Origin of the sequence: Streptococcus sp. Marseille-P7375 (assembly GCF_902460365.1) — a bacterium.
In the GTDB taxonomy this organism is placed as follows: Bacteria; Bacillota; Bacilli; order Lactobacillales; family Streptococcaceae; genus Streptococcus; species Streptococcus cristatus_I.
The window spans coordinates 74019-91428 of record NZ_CABPTR010000004.1 but is presented as its reverse complement, the minus strand read 5'-3'; the positions used below and the strand labels follow the sequence as shown (position 1 = coordinate 91428).

General features: G+C 36.3%; 18 protein-coding genes and 2 pseudogenes. 13 read left to right on the top strand and 7 right to left on the bottom strand.

Translation table 11 applies throughout. The features are described 5' to 3' along the window. Positions 1 to 522 precede the first annotated feature (522 nt). Positions 523 to 2007 (top strand): RNA-binding domain-containing protein, encoded by a 1485-nt coding sequence (locus tag FZ954_RS09245; protein ID WP_148878162.1) that lies wholly within the window; start codon positions 523 to 525, stop codon positions 2005 to 2007. A gap of 98 nt (positions 2008 to 2105) precedes the next feature. Here the strand turns inward: FZ954_RS09245 and FZ954_RS09240 are convergent, their stop codons facing one another. Next, entirely contained in the window at positions 2106 to 3260 is a 1155-nt protein-coding gene (locus tag FZ954_RS09240) for a hypothetical protein (protein ID WP_148878161.1), read from the bottom strand. Positions 3261 to 3566: 306 nt separating this feature from the next. Here FZ954_RS09240 and FZ954_RS09235 point away from each other — a divergent pair, with 306 nt between their 5' ends. The 7 genes from FZ954_RS09235 to FZ954_RS09205 all read left to right on the top strand — a co-directional run bounded on the left by FZ954_RS09235 (position 3567) and on the right by FZ954_RS09205 (position 8664). After that, positions 3567 to 3998: a sigma-70 family RNA polymerase sigma factor gene (locus FZ954_RS09235; RefSeq protein WP_148878160.1), complete on the top strand. Its 432-nt coding sequence runs from the start codon at positions 3567 to 3569 to the stop codon at positions 3996 to 3998. A 243-nt stretch (positions 3999 to 4241) separates the two neighbouring features. Further along, the gene (locus tag FZ954_RS09230) at positions 4242 to 4556 is read left to right on the top strand and encodes a hypothetical protein (RefSeq protein WP_187423364.1); all 315 of its coding nucleotides are present in this window, start codon (positions 4242 to 4244) and stop codon (positions 4554 to 4556) included. A gap of 11 nt (positions 4557 to 4567) precedes the next feature. After that, positions 4568 to 5644: a cell division protein FtsK gene (locus tag FZ954_RS09225; protein WP_148878229.1), complete on the top strand. Its 1077-nt coding sequence runs from the start codon at positions 4568 to 4570 to the stop codon at positions 5642 to 5644. A gap of 3 nt (positions 5645 to 5647) precedes the next feature. Further along, complete coding sequence (locus FZ954_RS09220) at positions 5648 to 6148, top strand: hypothetical protein (RefSeq protein WP_262366250.1); 501 nt, start codon at positions 5648 to 5650, stop codon at positions 6146 to 6148. 310 nt (positions 6149 to 6458) lie between these two features. Then, complete coding sequence (locus FZ954_RS09215) at positions 6459 to 7073, top strand: replication protein (protein WP_148878158.1); 615 nt, start codon at positions 6459 to 6461, stop codon at positions 7071 to 7073. Then, positions 7060 to 7311, top strand: coding sequence for a MerR family transcriptional regulator (locus FZ954_RS09210; protein WP_148878157.1), 252 nt, complete (start codon positions 7060 to 7062; stop codon positions 7309 to 7311). Before FZ954_RS09215 ends, FZ954_RS09210 begins: the two co-directional genes overlap by 14 nt. Positions 7312 to 7398: 87 nt before the next feature. Next, on the top strand, positions 7399 to 8664 hold the full coding sequence (locus FZ954_RS09205) for a site-specific integrase (protein WP_012131040.1): 1266 nt from the start codon (positions 7399 to 7401) through the stop codon (positions 8662 to 8664). Positions 8665 to 8846: 182 nt separating this feature from the next. Here the strand turns inward: FZ954_RS09205 and FZ954_RS12010 are convergent, their stop codons facing one another. Beyond that, a complete protein-coding gene (locus tag FZ954_RS12010; protein ID WP_002892741.1) occupies positions 8847 to 9032 on the bottom strand; it encodes a hypothetical protein in 186 nt (61 codons plus the stop codon). A gap of 28 nt (positions 9033 to 9060) precedes the next feature. Between FZ954_RS12010 and FZ954_RS09195 the strand changes: the two genes are divergently transcribed. The 3 genes and pseudogenes from FZ954_RS09195 to FZ954_RS12005 form a co-directional block, all read left to right on the top strand. After that, on the top strand, positions 9061 to 9675 hold the full coding sequence (locus tag FZ954_RS09195; RefSeq protein ID WP_316246116.1) for a CadD family cadmium resistance transporter: 615 nt from the start codon (positions 9061 to 9063) through the stop codon (positions 9673 to 9675). A gap of 11 nt (positions 9676 to 9686) precedes the next feature. Beyond that, entirely contained in the window at positions 9687 to 10025 is a 339-nt protein-coding gene (gene cadX / locus FZ954_RS09190; RefSeq protein ID WP_000711078.1) for a Cd(II)/Zn(II)-sensing metalloregulatory transcriptional regulator CadX, read from the top strand. A gap of 50 nt (positions 10026 to 10075) precedes the next feature. Further along, positions 10076 to 10165: pseudogene (locus tag FZ954_RS12005) on the top strand (XRE family transcriptional regulator); the annotation flags it as partial. Positions 10166 to 10626: 461 nt separating this feature from the next. Here the strand turns inward: FZ954_RS12005 and FZ954_RS09175 are convergent. Both FZ954_RS09175 and FZ954_RS09170 read right to left on the bottom strand, forming a co-directional pair. Then, a complete protein-coding gene (locus FZ954_RS09175; RefSeq protein WP_148878155.1) occupies positions 10627 to 11244 on the bottom strand; it encodes an SAP domain-containing protein in 618 nt (205 codons plus the stop codon). A gap of 27 nt (positions 11245 to 11271) precedes the next feature. Further along, positions 11272 to 11524 (bottom strand): annotated as a pseudogene (locus tag FZ954_RS09170) (phosphomethylpyrimidine kinase); the annotation flags it as partial. A gap of 241 nt (positions 11525 to 11765) precedes the next feature. Here FZ954_RS09170 and FZ954_RS09165 point away from each other — a divergent pair. Both FZ954_RS09165 and FZ954_RS09160 read left to right on the top strand, forming a co-directional pair. Next, complete coding sequence (locus tag FZ954_RS09165; RefSeq protein WP_148878154.1) at positions 11766 to 14474, top strand: hypothetical protein; 2709 nt, start codon at positions 11766 to 11768, stop codon at positions 14472 to 14474. Between the two features lie 40 nt (positions 14475 to 14514). Beyond that, positions 14515 to 15687: a family 1 glycosylhydrolase gene (locus FZ954_RS09160; protein WP_148878153.1), complete on the top strand. Its 1173-nt coding sequence runs from the start codon at positions 14515 to 14517 to the stop codon at positions 15685 to 15687. A gap of 99 nt (positions 15688 to 15786) precedes the next feature. Here the strand turns inward: FZ954_RS09160 and FZ954_RS09155 are convergent, their stop codons facing one another. The 3 genes from FZ954_RS09155 to FZ954_RS09145 are packed head-to-tail and all read right to left on the bottom strand — an operon-like array spanning position 15787 to position 17263. After that, a complete protein-coding gene (locus FZ954_RS09155) occupies positions 15787 to 16434 on the bottom strand; it encodes a nucleoside triphosphate pyrophosphatase (protein ID WP_148878152.1) in 648 nt (215 codons plus the stop codon). Then, positions 16431 to 16658, bottom strand: coding sequence for a helix-turn-helix transcriptional regulator (locus FZ954_RS09150; RefSeq protein WP_061909842.1), 228 nt, complete (start codon positions 16656 to 16658; stop codon positions 16431 to 16433). The genes FZ954_RS09155 and FZ954_RS09150 overlap by 4 nt, the downstream gene beginning before the upstream one ends. 2 nt (positions 16659 to 16660) lie before the next feature. Next, a complete protein-coding gene (locus FZ954_RS09145; protein ID WP_148878151.1) occupies positions 16661 to 17263 on the bottom strand; it encodes a DUF3796 domain-containing protein in 603 nt (200 codons plus the stop codon). Positions 17264 to 17410: the final 147 nt, after the last annotated feature.

Below are 17410 nucleotides of genomic sequence, written 5' to 3'. Positions count from 1 at the left end.
CTACAGAAGTGAAATAGGGATTCAGTACACGTCACTAGACGGTAGAAACCTTGATTTAAAGCGATTTTTGAAATTCTAAATTTCACTACATTGCAATAAAAATCAGCTAAATCACTACTTTTTTTGAAATACGATACTGATTAGGACAATCAAAAGCAAGAGAAACTTCACGATGAGGTTTCTCTTTTTTCTACGCTTACTCCGACATCTATTTATTCTTATCATTGTGTTATAATAGAGTGAATTATATATTCACGCAATAGTGCTTTAAAAATTCCATCAAAAAGTTCCAATTAAATCTGCCTATTTTATCATTCACAATTAAAAGTCCTACAAGCTTTTAAATCGAATTTTGATGGAAAATATTCGCGTGATTTTCGCGTGATTTCCGCATGACGGTTTAAGATGACATCTTAGAAAGACTATGAAATCAAGGATTAGTAGTTATCTATCAAATTTATTTTTTCGCGTGATAATCGTAAAAAACTTTAAGAAATATTGTATTTTAGGGAAAGGGAAAAAATGAACTTAATTTTTGAAGGGGTTGATTTAGAATACAAAAAAGCTGAAAATAGTCTACCAAAATCTTTCTGGGAAACCTACTCAGCATTTGCAAATACCAATGGCGGAAAAATAATTCTCGGAATAGATGAAAAAAATATCGACCCCTACCAAGGAGTCAATAATCCTCAAAAAATACGAGACAATTTATTTGCTTTGGTTGCAAACAAACAAAAAGTTAGTTGTAATCTACTTACTGATAATGACATTGAATACATTGACATTCCAAACAAAGATAAACAACTCATAGTAGTCACTGTAAGAGAAGCCAACCCTGACCAAAAACCTGTTCATCTAAAAAATGATTATCGTGAATCATATAAAAGATTAGGTGAAGGTGATGTTCGACTTGACAAAGAAGAGCTCAAGTATCTGATGACGAGTTCTCATGATGATATTGATAGTGAGTTACTTAATAATTTTGACGAAAACGACCTAAATTTAGATACAATAGAACATTACAAAAAGTTATTAATTGAACTTACTGGCAACAAAAAATATAATAGCATTTCTTTGAGAGATTTTCTAATCGAAATTGGTGTATTCAAAAAAGATAGAACAAATAATACATATAAATTAACCGCAGGAGGACTGATATTCTTTGGAAAGTATAACTCTATCATTTCTCGTTATCCAAAATTTCAACTAGACTATTTTGAAAAAGATACCTCTCTTTCAACTAGGTGGAACGATAGAATTTCAACAGGTGATATGATGTACCCTGATTTAAACATGTTCGACTTTTTCAATTTAGCATATAAGAAATTAACTACTACAACAAATGATAGATTTGAGTTTAATAACGAATCTGCTCATCGTTTACCATTCAAGAAAGACCTATCTGAATCTATACGTGAAGCTTTAGTAAATTGCTTAATGCATGCTTACTATGATTTTGATTCTCCTATAGTTATTACGGCTTATCAAGACTTCTATGAATTTAAAAATCCAGGTAAGATGAAAATTTCTATTCCTGAATTTATACATGGCGGAACTTCCAAAACGCGAAACAGTACAATCTCTTCATTATTCCGCAGAATTGGGATGTCAGAAAAAGCTGGGTCAGGCGGACCGAAAATTTTTGATATTTCCGAAAAATATAAACTAAAAATTCCTGAAGTAAGCACTACCTTTGATAGTACTGTTGTTACAATCTGGAAAGTAGATTTATTATCTTCTTATTCAGACATATCAGATAATGAAAAGATAATACTTGAATATATCATAAAAAATGGTAGCATTACTAAAAATGATGTCCTCGAAAATTCTTTAATGACCGAATATAAATTTAGAGAAAACCTGAAATCTCTACAAAATAAAAAGTATATTGAGATAGAAGGTAAGGGACGCTCTACAAGATATGTTCTCCCCAAAAGTTCAACCGAACAATACCATATTATTAAACAACAAATCAAAAATCTTGGAGATTTCATGACTATGTATTAAATATTAGACCTGTTCAAAAACTAATGTTTATCCTTTATCTTACTTTTCTAAAATTTTCAGAATCTAAAATGCAGACTTAATGAGCCTGCATTTTTTCTTTATTCAATGCCTGCAATTCTAAGTGAAGAAAACAAAAGAGAATCTGCGTTTAAATTTTGTAATATTTCATGTATACGGCTAGATATTTGATGCCTAAATATAGCTGATTTACTTATAAACTCTGTATCTGCTGATAAAGCACTCTCAAGTTTATCCAAATTATATTTTTCAACTGAATAAATAGTTTGCTTTACTGCCTTTTTTAATTCATCACTAGAGATTTGTAAATTTTCATGCAAATATTTCTCATCAAATTTATTTTTAATAAGTTTCTCATCAACAAGATACTCAAAGGGCTGATTAAATTTATTCAATATTGCATAAAATTCTTCAAGAAGTGTCTCGTTTGACAAGACTTTTTCTAATTTCTGTATTTCTTCAGAATAGATAGTTTTCCATTTTTTTAAAAAATCAGCAATTTCTTGAAACCGTTGTCTTTCTTCATTTCTTGCCTTTTGGTGTGTTAATACCTTATCATTGATTGACTGAATAAATTCATCAATTAAAGTAAACACAATCATTTGAAGATGGTCGGATAAATTTTTCTCTGACATTCTTGAAAGTATTTCTTTAGGAGAGTGTGGAGAAAGGTAAAGCATCCTTGTCGGATATTGTCGCCTTTCTATCTCATGTTTTAACGCAAAAAGATAGGGTTCGGTCATTAAATAAAGAGTTTTCCCTTTACCACTCCCACCATACAATTCTTCATAAATTTCCCTCATCTCTACCTTATCCATGTCACCTAATAATTCATCAAAAGAAGATAGAATGATACTTTGCTCTAGTTCAGAGTCCGTAAATAATCTATCATATTTTGGAAATACATGAAGTTCTTCATTATATTCTTTTTCTCTACCATCGCTATAATCCAAAAAGAATTTCTCTTTTTGAGACCAACCATAAAGAGTTTTCATAAACCATTCATCATCTGATTGGTCTTTTTTTCGTTTATGAATTTCTAAATAAGTACCAATAATATCTGAACGTAAAACTTTCTGAATTTGGCTACGTTTCATGGTTAGATAATCACCATTTTTGTCATTCTCAGGCTGCCAGTGCTTTCTCAATTCAGATTCAGCCTCTTCAAATGTATACCATTTATTTGATTTAATAATTTTTTTTATCTCAAGTTTTTCTTGTTCCGATAATACCATAGCTCCTCCTATTTACTATCTATATTCTAACATTTTCTTACAAAGAGCATAATAAAAAATCACTTCTATTTCGAGATAAAATCATATTGTAAGGGAAACCTTATAAAAAATAAAATTACAGTCCTAATTGATGGCCATCAAATGGACGGATTGAAACAAATATGACAACTCAGACAATAACAGTCGAGTTCTGTACATATCTGTCTATCCGTTTATTTGATGTGCTTTTTTGCACCTCTTCGGTTATTCAGTACGGCTCATACCAGTTTCTTTCTGTCCAAAATCAGGACTTAGAAAGAGGCTCTTATGCCAACAAAAACCTTTAACGACCGTCTTACCCCAGAGAATAAAGAAGAGATAAAACACTGGGATAAATTACTACGCAATGACAACAAAGCATTTGCTAACGCTAAACGCCGTGACCGATATCACAATCTCGGAAGTCTCGATGAAAATATTTCCATTGATGGACGAAACACAGACCTGTATGAGTTAATAGCTGATACTGCTCCCAACGCAGAAGAAGTTTACTTTCAAAATGAAATGATGGCTATTATAAGAAACTTTATTGAAGATTTAAAACCCGAAGATAAAGCCATTATGATTAGTAAATTAACCTATAAACCCATGCCATCAAATAAACTAGCAAAACTTATAGGAATCAGCGACAAGACTGTAACAACTCGCTTCAAAAAGTACCAAAAAATGTTACAGCAACAACTGAAAGATTACTATTAATCTTAAAAACTGGTAGTCAATCTGATTATCAGCTCTTTTGTGAAATGCTCCGAATTGAGAGAACCGAATTTCTTTAAAAATAGGTATAAAAAAATATTTTCAAAAAACTCCGAAATCCACCTCTTAAATCTCCTATAAGATAGAGAGGAAAAAATCAACAAGTCCAGCTCATGACCTCAAACCGAGCATGTCACCAATACTTTTTATCACAAAATAGAATATACGAGGTATCTCAAAATGAAAATGAAAGCAAAATTCCGCAATGGCGGATACTCAAATCAAATAGCAGAACAATACGTTAGCCTTCAGGATCCAATCTACTTGCTTTGTGATGAGCTTGAAGCACAACAAAAGTATGAAGATGGAAAACCGACAGGTGAAGTTATCGCATACAAAACTTGGTTTGGACAAAAGGGATTGCCACCATTCCAAGTTAAATTCCTTGAAAAGCCTGACCTTCCTGACTATCTTTCACTTATCTCTTTTGAGAATTTACAAGCGTGTGAAGTTAACTACAATGTCTATTTCAAGGCTGATGGATTTAAAGAGGTGAAATAATGGTTCCAGCTATCACACAAAAAGAGTTGGAACAATACCTATTACAGAGTCTGAACATGGCTTTGGGCTCTGTATTACAAGGGGAAACTTCTTATACCAACTCTTTTGACATTTCTGTCAAAGAAAACGGATTTATCTTCATTCCTCGTCTTCCATCAGGATTTATCATTGATGACGAACTGTACCGAAAGATTTTCTTAATCGCTAATGCGTCTCTCTACCCACAATACACGCTATTAAAACAAAATTCTGCCTACTTTATTGCACTGAAAACAGACGATATTCATATTCAACGTGGGCTGTTTTTTCCTTGGCAGAAAGGTGTTTCTGAGCGGCTAATCATTCCAGACCTAGAAAAATTCACATTATCGCTAAAAGGTAATGATATCCCTATTATGGCAAATCTAATGATTAACTATGATAAAGTAACTTCTATGGCTATTGCTGGGAACTCAGGTAGTGGTAAAAGCTATGCATTAACTTATCTGTTAAGTATACTGAAAAACATTTCCGACCTGATTATCGTTGATCCTAAATATGATACCCCATCACGGTGGGCAAAGCAGAATCAAATTAGTGTCATCCACCCTCAAGAGAATCGTTCCAAATCCGACTTCGTATCAGAAATTAACGAAAGTTTAAGTCAGTGTTTGACAATAATTCATAAACGACAAAGGATTTTATTTGATGATCCACATCATGAATTTCAACATCTAACTATTGTTATTGATGAGGTGCTTGCTTTATCAGAAGGAATCAACAAAAATATCAAAGATTCCTTCTTCTCTCTGTTATCTCAAATTGCTTTATTAGGGCGATCAACCAAAGTTCACTTGCTTCTTGTAAGTCAGCGTTTTGATCATAGTACAATTCCTGTATCAGTCCGTGAACAATTTAATGTATTGATTCAGGTTGGTAACATCAACCAGAAAACAGTACAGTTCTTATTTCCAGACCTCGATCCAGAAGGTATTGTTATTCCGATCGGAAAAGGAACAGGGCTTATTCAAATCATTGATAACGAGCATCCTTATCAGGTTTTGCCCTTGCTGTGTCCAACATACTACACAATGAAAGGTATTTTATAACTTATGCAAACAACACATTTTCAGAAAGTTTTTAATCTCGGTTCTCTGCTGTTTCTTACAGCAATTTTAGGTGCATTCTGCACAGTCTGCTTCGGGTTTAGCATGAATTCTTTACAGGAGATTGATTATTTAGTCTTCTTTTATCGTTTTACTAGCGTAATTTTCGCAATTAGCTTATTTACTTCGCTTATGAGCTCTGTAATTCTCTTTTTCCTCATCAGTCGTGAAATCAAGGACCGGCAAAAAGAAGATAACCTATATAACCTGTGGCAATCAATTAAACAAACCTTGTCGATCCGTACTTTTCTACATCAAAGCGAACTCTCAGAAGCCGTAACTACAACTGAACAAGCAAAAGTAACACACTACAACCCTATTCATAAACGTTTTAACAAAGCAGTTGATAAATCTATTATAGATGTTAGAAAAGATACAATCATTCTGATGATTCGTATTCCAAAGACTCAGCAAGCAAAGAAGATTCTAGATGATATGATACAATGATTATCGAAGAAGTTGCTAGATACAATCCTGATTATTTCTTCTCCCCTTCAAATCCAGATAAAAAATGGGCATACTTTGTAGGAACTAAAAGACAATAGCTTAATGGCGCTGTGGCCCACGTAGTGGAAGCCAAACAGCGCCGTTTTTTAATTGCAAAATTTGGGATTAAGTGGGGTGACTACGACCCCCACTTAATCCAATAATCAATAATCGGAAAAAAAATTAAATTTTCTCAAAAACTCCGATTTATGCCCTTCCAATCTCCTAATAGATAGGAATAATAAAAAATTGAAAGCGAGGAATTTTGCCTATGACAAAAGAACAACGTTCCAATAAGTGGACTTTCCTTATCTATGAAGAAAGCGCACCTGAGAACTATTTAGATGTACTTGAAGATATTCACGTGCCCTTTGTACTTTCTCCATGGCATAATAAGGATGTAAATAAAGAAACAGGAGAAGTTAAAAAGTCACACAAGCATGGAGCATTCTATTTCAGCTCCCTCAAGAGCTATTCTCAAGTTTCGGAACTTATCAAAGACAAACTAAATGGCCCTGCACATGTTGAACCTGTAATGTCCCCCAAAGGGATGTACGACTACTTTGTCCATGCAGATAATCCTGATAAAACACCTTATGATATTAACGACATTGAAAGTGGGTGTGGATTTGAATTAGATAAATTCCTAGTGCAACAAAATTCTGACGACTTTACAACTAAGGTTATTGATACCATCGAAGAGAATGATATTACTGAATTTGGTGAATTAGTCTGGTACGCACGAGATAATAACAGCGCTCTATTGGGGCTAATCATAGAGCGAACTTACTTTTTTGCCCGTTATCTGGATTCACGTCGTCATAATCCAAAACGATTAGAAAAAGTTATTGAAGAACAGAAAGGAACAATCGATGGACACGATTAAATTAAACCAAATTGAAGAGTTACTTAATGCACTTATTGCCATCATTCAGAAAGGAATAGATAATAATAATTCTCACGGAATCGTCACTCAGAAAGAACTATTGAAAATTTTACAAATTTCTCCTAACACGTTGAAATCATGGGAAAATAGGGGGTTAAAACGACTTGAACCTCCAATCGAAGGGACACGGACTGTTTATTACAAAATGGGGGATGTCATTGACTTTTTAACTATTTAACTTCAAAAATATGCTAGAATAGAATTATCAAAAAAAGAATGTGAGGGTTCTATTTTAGCCTTTTATATATCCGAATCAAGAGGCGATATGAATAAAGAGACAATTCAACACAACAATAAAAAAGTTATAAAAACTACCAAGCAGAACGGTGAAATAAGCTATTCAATCAAAGGTGTTTATATCGGAACAGACATAAAGACTGGTAAGCGAATTACAAAAACAATCACTGCTAAAACATTAAAAGCTCTAGATAGAAAAATTGTTGAATCTAAAATTCAATTTGAAAAATCTGGGTCAACTATTAAAGAAACTATTCAAATTGATAATTTTGAAAATCTAGCTGAGGTATGGTTCTCAAATTTCAAAACATGGGTATCATCACAAAATACTATTAATAGAGTACGTGGCTATCTTGATACCTACATTATTCCTCAGTTTGGAGGCTACAAACCTGATCAAATTGAGCCTGCTGATGTGCAATTTTGGGTAAACAAGCTAGCTAGAAGAGCAAAAAAATCAGTTGATTCTGGTGTGAAACGAGCAAAAAAAGGGAGTGCGAAAGACTTCGGGGCTATGGCTCATAAAGTCAGTGATATTTTTGACTTTGGCATTACAAATTTTGGCTTGACTACTAACCCGGCTAAGTCAATCAAGATTCCACCTAAGCCCAAGGCTAACAAAGAGCGTATTATGGTACTTCATGATGAGGACCTTAAACACTGGTTATCCTATCTTGAAACTTTAGAGAATACTAGAGCAAATAGGCGATTTAAAGTTATTTGTAATACACTTTTAGCATCAGCATTACGAATCAATGAGTTGTTGGCACTAGAAATCACTGACCTAAATTTTGAGACTAATGAAATTCTTGTTAGCAAAACACTAATGTGGAAAAGTGCAAATAAAAAATTAGGTATCAAGGGTGAAATGATTTGTAAGAAAACTCCTAAAACCGATTCTGGAAATCGTAGGATCGCCGTTCCACCTTCAATCATGGAAAATCTCAAAGAATTTCATGAGGAGATGACTAGCTATTTTGACAATCACGGTCTTCCAAAATCGTCACTTATCTTCCCGACTATATATGGCAACTATATGTGTGATAGAAACGAACGTGCAACCCTTAAAAAGCGATTATCAGCTTTAGGGTTACCTGACTATGGTTTTCATCTATTCCGCCATACACACGCTTCTATGATGCTAAATTCTGGTATGAACTGGAAAGAACTACAACACAGAATGGGGCACAAATCTATTACAACAACGATGGATACCTATGCTGAATTAGCTCCTAAAAAGAAATTTGAGGCAGTAGATATTTTCCTAAATAAAATGGAAGAACTAGCAAGTTGATTTCATCACTACCTTTATCACTACCTTTTTACTTTAAAAGTCTATAAACCTTGATATTACAAAGTTTACAGCGTAGTTATTTAACCCTTACAGAGGTTAAGTAAGGGTTTCAGTACACGTCAATAGACGTCAAAATATTGATTTTAAGTAATTTTTGATTTTTTGAAACTCATTATATCGCACTACAAATCAATAAAAACTCTACCTTTTACTCTACCTTTTTTAGATAAATATATCATCTGGATATTGAAGTTAAGCCCTGCTATCATTTCGATGGCAGGGCTTTTTAATATTTGGTACACTAGCTTCTTATCTATATTTTGGTGGATTTTAAGTTGACATCTACAAAGTTTAATGTTAGAATACATTCAAAAATATATTTGAATGAGGTGTTTTATGATTCAAAATATTGTTACTTCAATAATCCTGTATTCTGGGACAGCCGTAGACTTACTTATTATCCTAATGTTATTTTTTGCCAAAAGAAAAAGCAGAAAGGACATCATTAACATCTATTTAGGACAATTTCTAGGCTCTGTTAGTCTAATATTCCTAAGTTTGCTTTTTGCATTTGTCTTAAATTATATTCCTAGTAAAGAGATTTTAGGTTTACTCGGTTTGATTCCAATTTTCCTAGGCCTCAAAGTTTTGCTTTTAGGAGATTCTGATGGAGAAGCTATTGCAAAAGATGGTTTGCGAAAAGACAATAAAAACCTGATTTTTCTAGTCGCTATGATTACTTTTGCAAGTTGTGGCGCTGACAATATTGGTGTCTTTGTCCCATATTTTACCACCTTAAATTTAGCGAATATGATAGTGACTTTACTTACTTTTCTAGTCATGATTTATCTCTTGGTTTTTTCTGCCCAAAAATTAGCACAAGTCCCTTCTGTTGGAGAAACTTTGGAAAAATATAGCAGATGGTTTATTGCCGTTGTCTATTTAGGATTGGGGATGTATATCCTGATTGAAAACAACAGCTTTGAAATGCTATGGGCTGTGTTAGGCTAGGAGAAAAAATTATGAAAAAAGATAGTATCTGTCAAGTGGATGTTATAAATCAACAAAATGTTACAACCGCAACGAACTACCTTGAAAAGGAAAAAGTCCAAAAATCACTTCGCATTTTATCAAAATTTACCGATAATAAACAGATAAATATCATCTTTTATCTCCTTGCCGTCGAAGAACTCTGTGTCTGCGATATAGCCTGTTTATTAAATCTCAGTATGGCATCTGCCTCCCACCATCTTCGTAAACTAGCCAATCAAAACATCTTAGACACTAGAAGAGAGGGGAAAATTATATATTATTTTATAAAAGATGAGGAAATCAGAGATTTTTTTAATCAACTAGGATAACAACTATTTTTACTACTTTATACTTTTCCATGATTATAGGGGGATTATATATGAAATTTTTTGAAGAAAATTATTCACAAGAAATACCTACTCGTATCAAAAATTTAAGAAAAAAATACAATATTACACAAAGCGAACTATGATGACACGACAAACGCGTAAAGAGAAAAGTTCCAATAAATTTTTGAAATACAAAAGATTTGAAAGATTAATTCCATATTTTTCTGAAAGACGCTTTAAGCTGATTCCTTGTTTCCTTAGTTCATAGATTTGAACTTTAGCTTTATAACGCAATTTCATTATAAATACCCCAATGTTAGATTTTTTATGTCTAACTTTTGGGGTGCGGTTCATTTCAAGCGTTTTTTCTTTTTCTTGAATTCAGTACATCGCAATATAAATCAATCGAATCACTACCTTTTTCTCTACCTTTTTTTGAATTAAGAATATTGATTCGGACAATCAAAAGTAAGAGGAACTTCATTATGAGGCTCCTCTTTTTCTATGCTCGCTCCAACATCTATTTTATTATGTGTTATGATAAAGCAGCATATAAATTAATGCCGTCCAGCTTTATTCAGCTCGACAAGCTGGAATCTATTTACTTACGGTATTCCTCTACTTTAGATTCATACTTTTTTAAAAGTTCCCGTGAGTAAACTTTTTCATGTATCGAGTTTCTAACTTCTTTCCAGAGAATAGCTGCAACTTTTAACTTGTTAGAATAACAATCGCTCAATTCATCTAAACAAAAGTCTTTTAGAAACTGATTCCATTGGCAAGCCGAACTATCATACTTTGCATAATCTGACTCACCATAATATATTTTAATCATATCTTGAATAGTGAATGTTATATCTTTATCCCTTTTTACTTTTCGCCAAGCCGTTGCCATATCAGCACTAAATTTAAAGGGACTAATGCCTGTTACAGCTGAAAAATAATCTCGAAATTTTTGGTTAAAAGAAAAACCACAGTTAAGTAACGGAGTCTCCAAGGTGATAACTTCGGCTTGACTTTTGTTTCCTTTACTCAAAAATTTTTCTATTTTATTTCCCTTAAAATACTGTTCGATAATATAGTTCAATTCTTGCTTCGTACATCTATACTCTAATCCAAGGGACTTACAAATTTGTGAAAGTTCTTCTCGATACCAATAGTATCTATTAAATTCTTCAAATGATTTTATCTCTCCAAAATCAGGTCTTTTTTCTTTCATATGCCCACCTTAATAAATTCAAATTTTTCAGACAATCAATTTACTTGCTAACTTGTAAACCCGTCTTATCACTTTACTTTCTAAGTTCCAGCTATCAAGCTCAATTTTAAGCAACTCTGGAAATTTCTTACTAATATCACTTAAAGCATTTCCAACCGCTTTTCTCTCATATTCTTTTAAGTTTGCAAGCTTTCAATAGCTTCATTCGGATTTCCTTAAAATATGGTCTACTCGTCTATATTCTTAACCCCTCTATAACTGCTCTCCTTGTATTAGGATTGAATAAACGGAATACAATCATAACTTCTCATATTATATCATTATTTCGAAGATATTGTTTCTATCGACTTCAAATCCTTCAAAAAAGAGAGCAAAGATGGATAAAATTCGGCGAAAAACTCTTATAAAATTCCAAGAAAACCCTTACTTTTGAAAATCTTCATTTTAATGCAATAAACTTTGACAGATGCTCTACTAGCCTTTATAATAGTATTATTACTAAAATTAGGGAGAGTATGTCCATGCCAAATAATGATGAGAACAAAGGTATGTTTCGTAATTTTTTAGGTGGCTTTAAGCGTCTTATAAAAGGAGAAGAGGACGAATCATCCACTTCTGCGGTTCATAACAATGAAGGAAGTAACCCACAAGTCAGTGTGAACCCAGAAGATAGAGAAAATTTCCTCATTGAGAAAGCTTTGGAATCGATCCAATACTACGACCGCTTGGATGTTATGAATATCGGTGGAGAAGAAGTAGACGAATCTCCAGCTGTAGAAAGTGAAGCTAGTCTGGAGCAAGAAAAAATGGCAGCGAAAAGCCAGGCAGCTAGCACGACAGAATCTGCTGAGACAAGCATTTCTTCAGATTCTATGAAAAAGAGGGGCTTGAAGAGCACTGCTGATTCAATATCTCTATCATTAAGTATAGAAAGTAAAAAGGCTTCTCGTAGTTTAGAAGTAACCGAATCACAGACACAAAGTTTGGAAGTTGGGCAATCTGACAGCAAGGAAACGGATACTTCTGCTAGCTTGTCAATTGCGCAAAGTTATGCCTTCGAGCAATCAATCCTTGAAGAAAATAGAGCGTCGCTGAGCTTATCAATTTTCGAATCTGTATCTCAAAGCATGTCCGCTGAAGAGTCTCTCAGTGCGGACAACGAAGCATCGCTGAGTCTGTCTGCTGCTGAGTCTGTGGCGCAAAGCATTGCCATCCAAGAATCTATCAGCGCGGAATTCGAAGCATCTACCAGCTTATCTATAGCAGAGTCCGTTTCTCAAAGCATCGCGATCCAAGAATCAATCAGCGCAGAAATCGAAGCGTCTACCAGCTTGTCGGTGGCAGAGTCTATTTCTCAAAGCATTGCCATCCAAGAATCAATCAGCGCAGAAATCGAAGCGTCTAACAGCTTGTCCGTGGCGGAGTCTGTGGCGCAAAGCATTGCCATCCAAGAATCTATCAGCGCGGAAATCGAAGCGTCTATCAGCTTGTCCGTAGCCGAATCTATTTCTCAAAGCCTTGCCATCCAAGAATCAATCAGCGCAGAAATCGAAGCGTCTATCAGCTTGTCCGTAGCCGAATCTATTTCTCAAAGCATTGCTATCCAAGAATCTATCAGCGCGGAAATCGAAGCGTCTATCAGCTTATCTATTGCTGAGTCGGTTTCTCAAAGTATCGCGATTCAAGAATCAATCAGTGCGGAGAACGAAGCATCTACCAGCTTGTCTATTGCTGAGTCGGTTTCTCAAAGCATTGCCATCCAAGAATCGATCAGTGCGGAGGCGGAAGTGTCGCTTAGCCTGTCCGTAGCTGAGTCTGTGTCTCAAAGCATTGCCATTCAAGAATCAATCAGCGCGGAAATCGAAGCGTCTATCAGCTTATCTGTAGCCGAGTCTGTGTCTCAAAGCATTGCCATCCAAGAATCAATCAGCGCGGAATTGGAAGCATCTACTAGCTTGTCGTTGGCGGAATCAGTTTCCCAAAGTATCGCTATCCAAGAATCGATCAGTGCAGAAATCGAAGTGTCTACTAGCTTGTCCGTGGCGGAGTCCGTTTCTCAAAGCATTGCAGTCCAAGAATCGATCAGTGCAGAAATCGAAGCGTCTACTAGCTTGTCCGTAGCTGAGTCTATTTCTCAGAGCGTTGCCATCCAAGAATCTATCAGCGCGGAATTGGAAGCATCTACTAGCCTATCTGTAGCAGAGTCAGTTTCGCAAAGCATTGCAGTCCAAGAATCCATCAGCGCAGAAATCGAAGCATCTACCAGCTTGTCTGTAGAGAAATCCCAAGTCTTAGATAAAGCTATTGAACAGTCTATTATCACGGAAAACGAAGTGTCTACGAGCTTATCTATCGTAGAGTCTGAAGCACTAAGTCAAGCGATCGAGTTATCAATTAGTGCAGAAAATGAAGCGTCTATCAGCCTGTCTGTGGCGGAATCCGAAGCCTTAAGTCGGGCAATTGAACAGTCTATCAGTGCTGAAAACGAGGCATCGCTAAGCCTATCTATTACAGAAAATGAAATTCAAAGTATCGCGATTGAACAGTCTATCAGCCTAGAAAATGAAGTATCTACTAACCTGTCTATGGCGGAATCACAAGCGAAAAGCGTGGCCGTAGAGCAGTCTATCAGCTTGGAACAAGAACAGTCACGCAGCCTATCTATCGCAGAATCACAATCACAACATGCGGCGGTGGAACAATCTCGCAATCTGGAACAGGAATATTCATACAGTCTGGCGGCTGCGGAATCTAGAGCCAAAAGAGATACTATTGAGCAGTCTACCAGCTTGGAGCAAGAACAATCATTTAGTTTATCTACTGCAGAATCTAAAATCCTCAGCAGAGCCGTTGAACAATCAATCAGCGTCGAACAGGATCATTCATTCAGCATTTACCTTGCCCAATCTGAAGCCCAAAGTAAGATTATTGAGCAGTCTATCAGCCTAGAGCAAGAACAGTCACGCAGTCTATCTGTTGCGGAATCGCAATCACAAAGTATCGCTATTGAGCAATCAATGAGCGTGGAAAGAGAGCGTTCAATCAGTCTATCTATCGCTGAATCACAGTCACAAAGAATGATCATTGAACAATCAATCAGTGCAGAGAGAGCCCATTCGATCAGCCTGTCTGCTGCCGTATATCAATCGCAAAGCATGGCTTCTGAGTTCACCACTGTCACACAGAATCTATCAACCTTGGCCATGATTACTAAGAGACAGAAAAAATAAGCTCAGAACAAGCAGCGAATGAATACTGAAAGGAACTAATATGATTAGAAATATTCTATCAAGTAATGGTAAAAGTCTAGGAATCACCGACATCCTGCCCCAGTATGGTGAAGACTATCGTCTCTCTGTCATGGACGGAACAGTTGACTATCGAACAATTCCTCTAGGAGCCTACGATTTGTTCAAACAAGGCTCTAGCAAACAGGATTATCTGGCAGACATTGAAAAAATTAAAACAATGGGCTTCAATACCTACCAGCTGTCCTTTTCATGGACTCGCCTCTTCCCGACTGGAGAAGAGCGGAGACCCGATGCTAAGGTCCTTGCTTTCTATGAGTCAATTATCGATGCACTGCTAGAGAATGACATCGAACCAATTGTAAGTCTGTCTCATTTCGATTTCCCTCTCCATCTGTATGAAAAATACGGAGCATGGAAAAGCCGGCAAATGATTGCCCTATATGAAAAGTATTGCGAAGCCGTTTTGACCCACTTTAAAGAAAAAGTCACTTACTGGATTACCTTTAAAGAAATGAGCGCTCTGTCTTATTTGCCATTCTTAGGCGCTGGTCTACACTTTGATAGCACAGAAAACCAGGAACAACAAATTTGGCTGGCTGCTCACCATCAGTTAATCGCATCGGCAAATGTGGTTAAGCTCGGTCAAGCCATCAATCCAACCTTCCAATTCGGTAGTTTGATTACCATCAATAGTGATTCCCACCAAGAAAATCACTCAGCTACCGATGCCTTGGGCCATGAGCTGAACAGACGTAAAAACTACATTTTTACAGATGTGCAGACCAAGGGACACTATCCAAATCACTTCCTTCGCTACATTGAGCGAAATCAGCTGGATCTGGGTATTACGGAAGAAGATGTCTTCGCCTTAAGAGAAGGCATCGTGGACTTTGTTGCTTTCTCACATTATGCGGCGGAAAATCTCCAAGATTTGTTTACCAACAAATATGTCCGCAAAAATGTAGAAACTTGCCTTGCACAACCTGTCCTTCTTCGGATTGCCATGTCTGAGCTATATGAGCGCTACCACAAGCCTCTGTTGGTCATTGAGACTTGCTCTGAAGTTTCTGACCATCCGCAATTAGCTAAGAACATTCAAGACAATGTTCAAGAAATCATTAAATCCGTTGAAATTGACGGGATTGAGCTGCTTGGCTACACACCATTTAGCTGGAGCGATGTAAACATCTAGGATCCAGTCCCATTTCAAAACATAGAAAAAATCTCCCTAAGAAAGTGGATAATCACTTGTGGGGAGATTTTTTGATGTTTTAGAATAGAAATCAATTCCTTACTCTTTTCCTTTGCTACCTCTAAAAATCCGATAGCTAGTCTCAGCGACAGGTAGGCCGATGATGGTGTGCATATCACCTGTAATTGAGCGGATAAAGCGAGGATCCAGCTCCTGAAAGCCATAAGCACCCGCCTTATCCAGCGGACGCTTCTCATGCAGATAAGCCTCGATGACAGGCTCTAATTCTGGGTAATAATCTACAAAGTCCACCTGCGCCACGGTGTAAAAGACTTCTAGAAAATCCTGCATACGTAGGCAGACCGAGGTCACTACATGGTGGCTCTTGCCAAAGTAAGAGCGAAACATCTGGCCGGCTTCAGCTAAATCCTGTGGTTTATTGTAAATCTGACCATCTACCACAACGATAGTGTCGGCTGAAATATAAAGGGTCTCGGCTTCCAAGTCCAAATCAGACTTGGCCTTGGAAATCTCACAACAAATCTTGGCTGCCTTGGTCAGAAAGTCCTGATCATCGATGCTTGCCATGCAATGCTCTTCGATAGCTCGCTCGTCCACTTCTACAGCCTGAATCTCTGGATTCAAAAAACTCAGCAACTCCTTGCGTCTGGGCGACGTAGATAGCAGGACAAAACGGCGAATCTCTCCTTTTTCACCTTCCCTTTGGTAGTCAAAAACCGTCTTCATGATTGTCCTCCTGTGTCCTTTAATTGAAAGAGGTCTTCCACTCGCAAATCAAAAACCTGAGCGATTTTTAAAGCCATCTCTAGCGAGGGATTGTAGCGATTATTTTCTAAGTGCAAGATCGTTTCGCGCCGCATACCAATGCGGTCAGCTAACTCCTGCTGGGTCATGCCTCTGGATTCGCGGACAGATTTGAGATTGGTGATAATATTGCTTTCCTTGGCCATTTTTAACCTCTCTTTTCAAATAAAAAGAAGACAAAACCAAAGAGCAAGACCAAGACACCAATCATGATGAAAAATATTCCGGCATTGACTGTGATAGATCCTACATTAGCACTAATCCCTGCAAGCACCAGTAAAGTTGCTATACAGATGGCAAACATCAAAGTCGCTGCTTTTGCTAGATTGGCATAAAAGCGCTCGTCTGCTCTTTCTTTGACTTTTTTCAAAGCAAAAAATAGAAGAAAGAGAAACTGGATAGCGAGGAGGCCTCCCAAAGCAATGTACTTTATAATGGGAGGATTGGTGCTCGGAGTCCACAACCAGATTCCGACAGTATAGATAGAGGTTGCCGAAAGCGTCAGTAGATTATAAAATTTCATGGTCAGATCATAGACCTGCTTTTCTTGAAACTCTTTTATCTTCTTAGGCCATGGTTTCATGTGAAACCAAGACCAGATGCTTATAAGCTGACCTATACTTACCAAACCGACAATTACCCATTTGGCTGGCCAGTTGAGATTGCTGGGAGCAAGGAAAACAGTAAAATCAATAAAGAGAGCTGTGGCAACCATCAAAATGAGGCCACCCATTTTTTGACTTTTTTTCATGATAGACTCCTTTCGTATGTTAGAAATATTTAACACCTTTATGTTATAAATATATCACACACAAGAATAAAAGACAAGCGTTTATGTGCTGTTTGGGAAAATTTTTTATTTCCGCAAACAAAAGCCCCAGAATTTCTCTGGGGCTCT

What these genes read in the sequence shown, in the direction of transcription:
- FZ954_RS09245 (WP_148878162.1), top strand. Translation starts at nt 523, where the DNA reads ATGAACTTAATTTTTGAAGGGGTTGATTTAGAATACAAAAAAGCTGAA.
- FZ954_RS09240 (WP_148878161.1), bottom strand. Translation starts at nt 3,260, where the DNA reads ATGGTATTATCGGAACAAGAAAAACTTGAGATAAAAAAAATTATTAAA.
- FZ954_RS09235 (WP_148878160.1), top strand. Translation starts at nt 3,567, where the DNA reads ATGCCAACAAAAACCTTTAACGACCGTCTTACCCCAGAGAATAAAGAA.
- FZ954_RS09230 (WP_187423364.1), top strand. Translation starts at nt 4,242, where the DNA reads ATGAAAGCAAAATTCCGCAATGGCGGATACTCAAATCAAATAGCAGAA.
- FZ954_RS09220 (WP_262366250.1), top strand. Translation starts at nt 5,648, where the DNA reads ATGCAAACAACACATTTTCAGAAAGTTTTTAATCTCGGTTCTCTGCTG.
- FZ954_RS09215 (WP_148878158.1), top strand. Translation starts at nt 6,459, where the DNA reads ATGACAAAAGAACAACGTTCCAATAAGTGGACTTTCCTTATCTATGAA.
- FZ954_RS09210 (WP_148878157.1), top strand. Translation starts at nt 7,060, where the DNA reads ATGGACACGATTAAATTAAACCAAATTGAAGAGTTACTTAATGCACTT.
- FZ954_RS09205 (WP_012131040.1), top strand. Translation starts at nt 7,399, where the DNA reads ATGAATAAAGAGACAATTCAACACAACAATAAAAAAGTTATAAAAACT.
- FZ954_RS12010 (WP_002892741.1), bottom strand. Translation starts at nt 9,032, where the DNA reads ATGTATTCTAACATTAAACTTTGTAGATGTCAACTTAAAATCCACCAA.
- FZ954_RS09195 (WP_316246116.1), top strand. Translation starts at nt 9,061, where the DNA reads ATGATTCAAAATATTGTTACTTCAATAATCCTGTATTCTGGGACAGCC.
- cadX (WP_000711078.1), top strand. Translation starts at nt 9,687, where the DNA reads ATGAAAAAAGATAGTATCTGTCAAGTGGATGTTATAAATCAACAAAAT.
- FZ954_RS09175 (WP_148878155.1), bottom strand. Translation starts at nt 11,244, where the DNA reads ATGAAAGAAAAAAGACCTGATTTTGGAGAGATAAAATCATTTGAAGAA.
- FZ954_RS09165 (WP_148878154.1), top strand. Translation starts at nt 11,766, where the DNA reads ATGCCAAATAATGATGAGAACAAAGGTATGTTTCGTAATTTTTTAGGT.
- FZ954_RS09160 (WP_148878153.1), top strand. Translation starts at nt 14,515, where the DNA reads ATGATTAGAAATATTCTATCAAGTAATGGTAAAAGTCTAGGAATCACC.
- FZ954_RS09155 (WP_148878152.1), bottom strand. Translation starts at nt 16,434, where the DNA reads ATGAAGACGGTTTTTGACTACCAAAGGGAAGGTGAAAAAGGAGAGATT.
- FZ954_RS09150 (WP_061909842.1), bottom strand. Translation starts at nt 16,658, where the DNA reads ATGGCCAAGGAAAGCAATATTATCACCAATCTCAAATCTGTCCGCGAA.
- FZ954_RS09145 (WP_148878151.1), bottom strand. Translation starts at nt 17,263, where the DNA reads ATGAAAAAAAGTCAAAAAATGGGTGGCCTCATTTTGATGGTTGCCACA.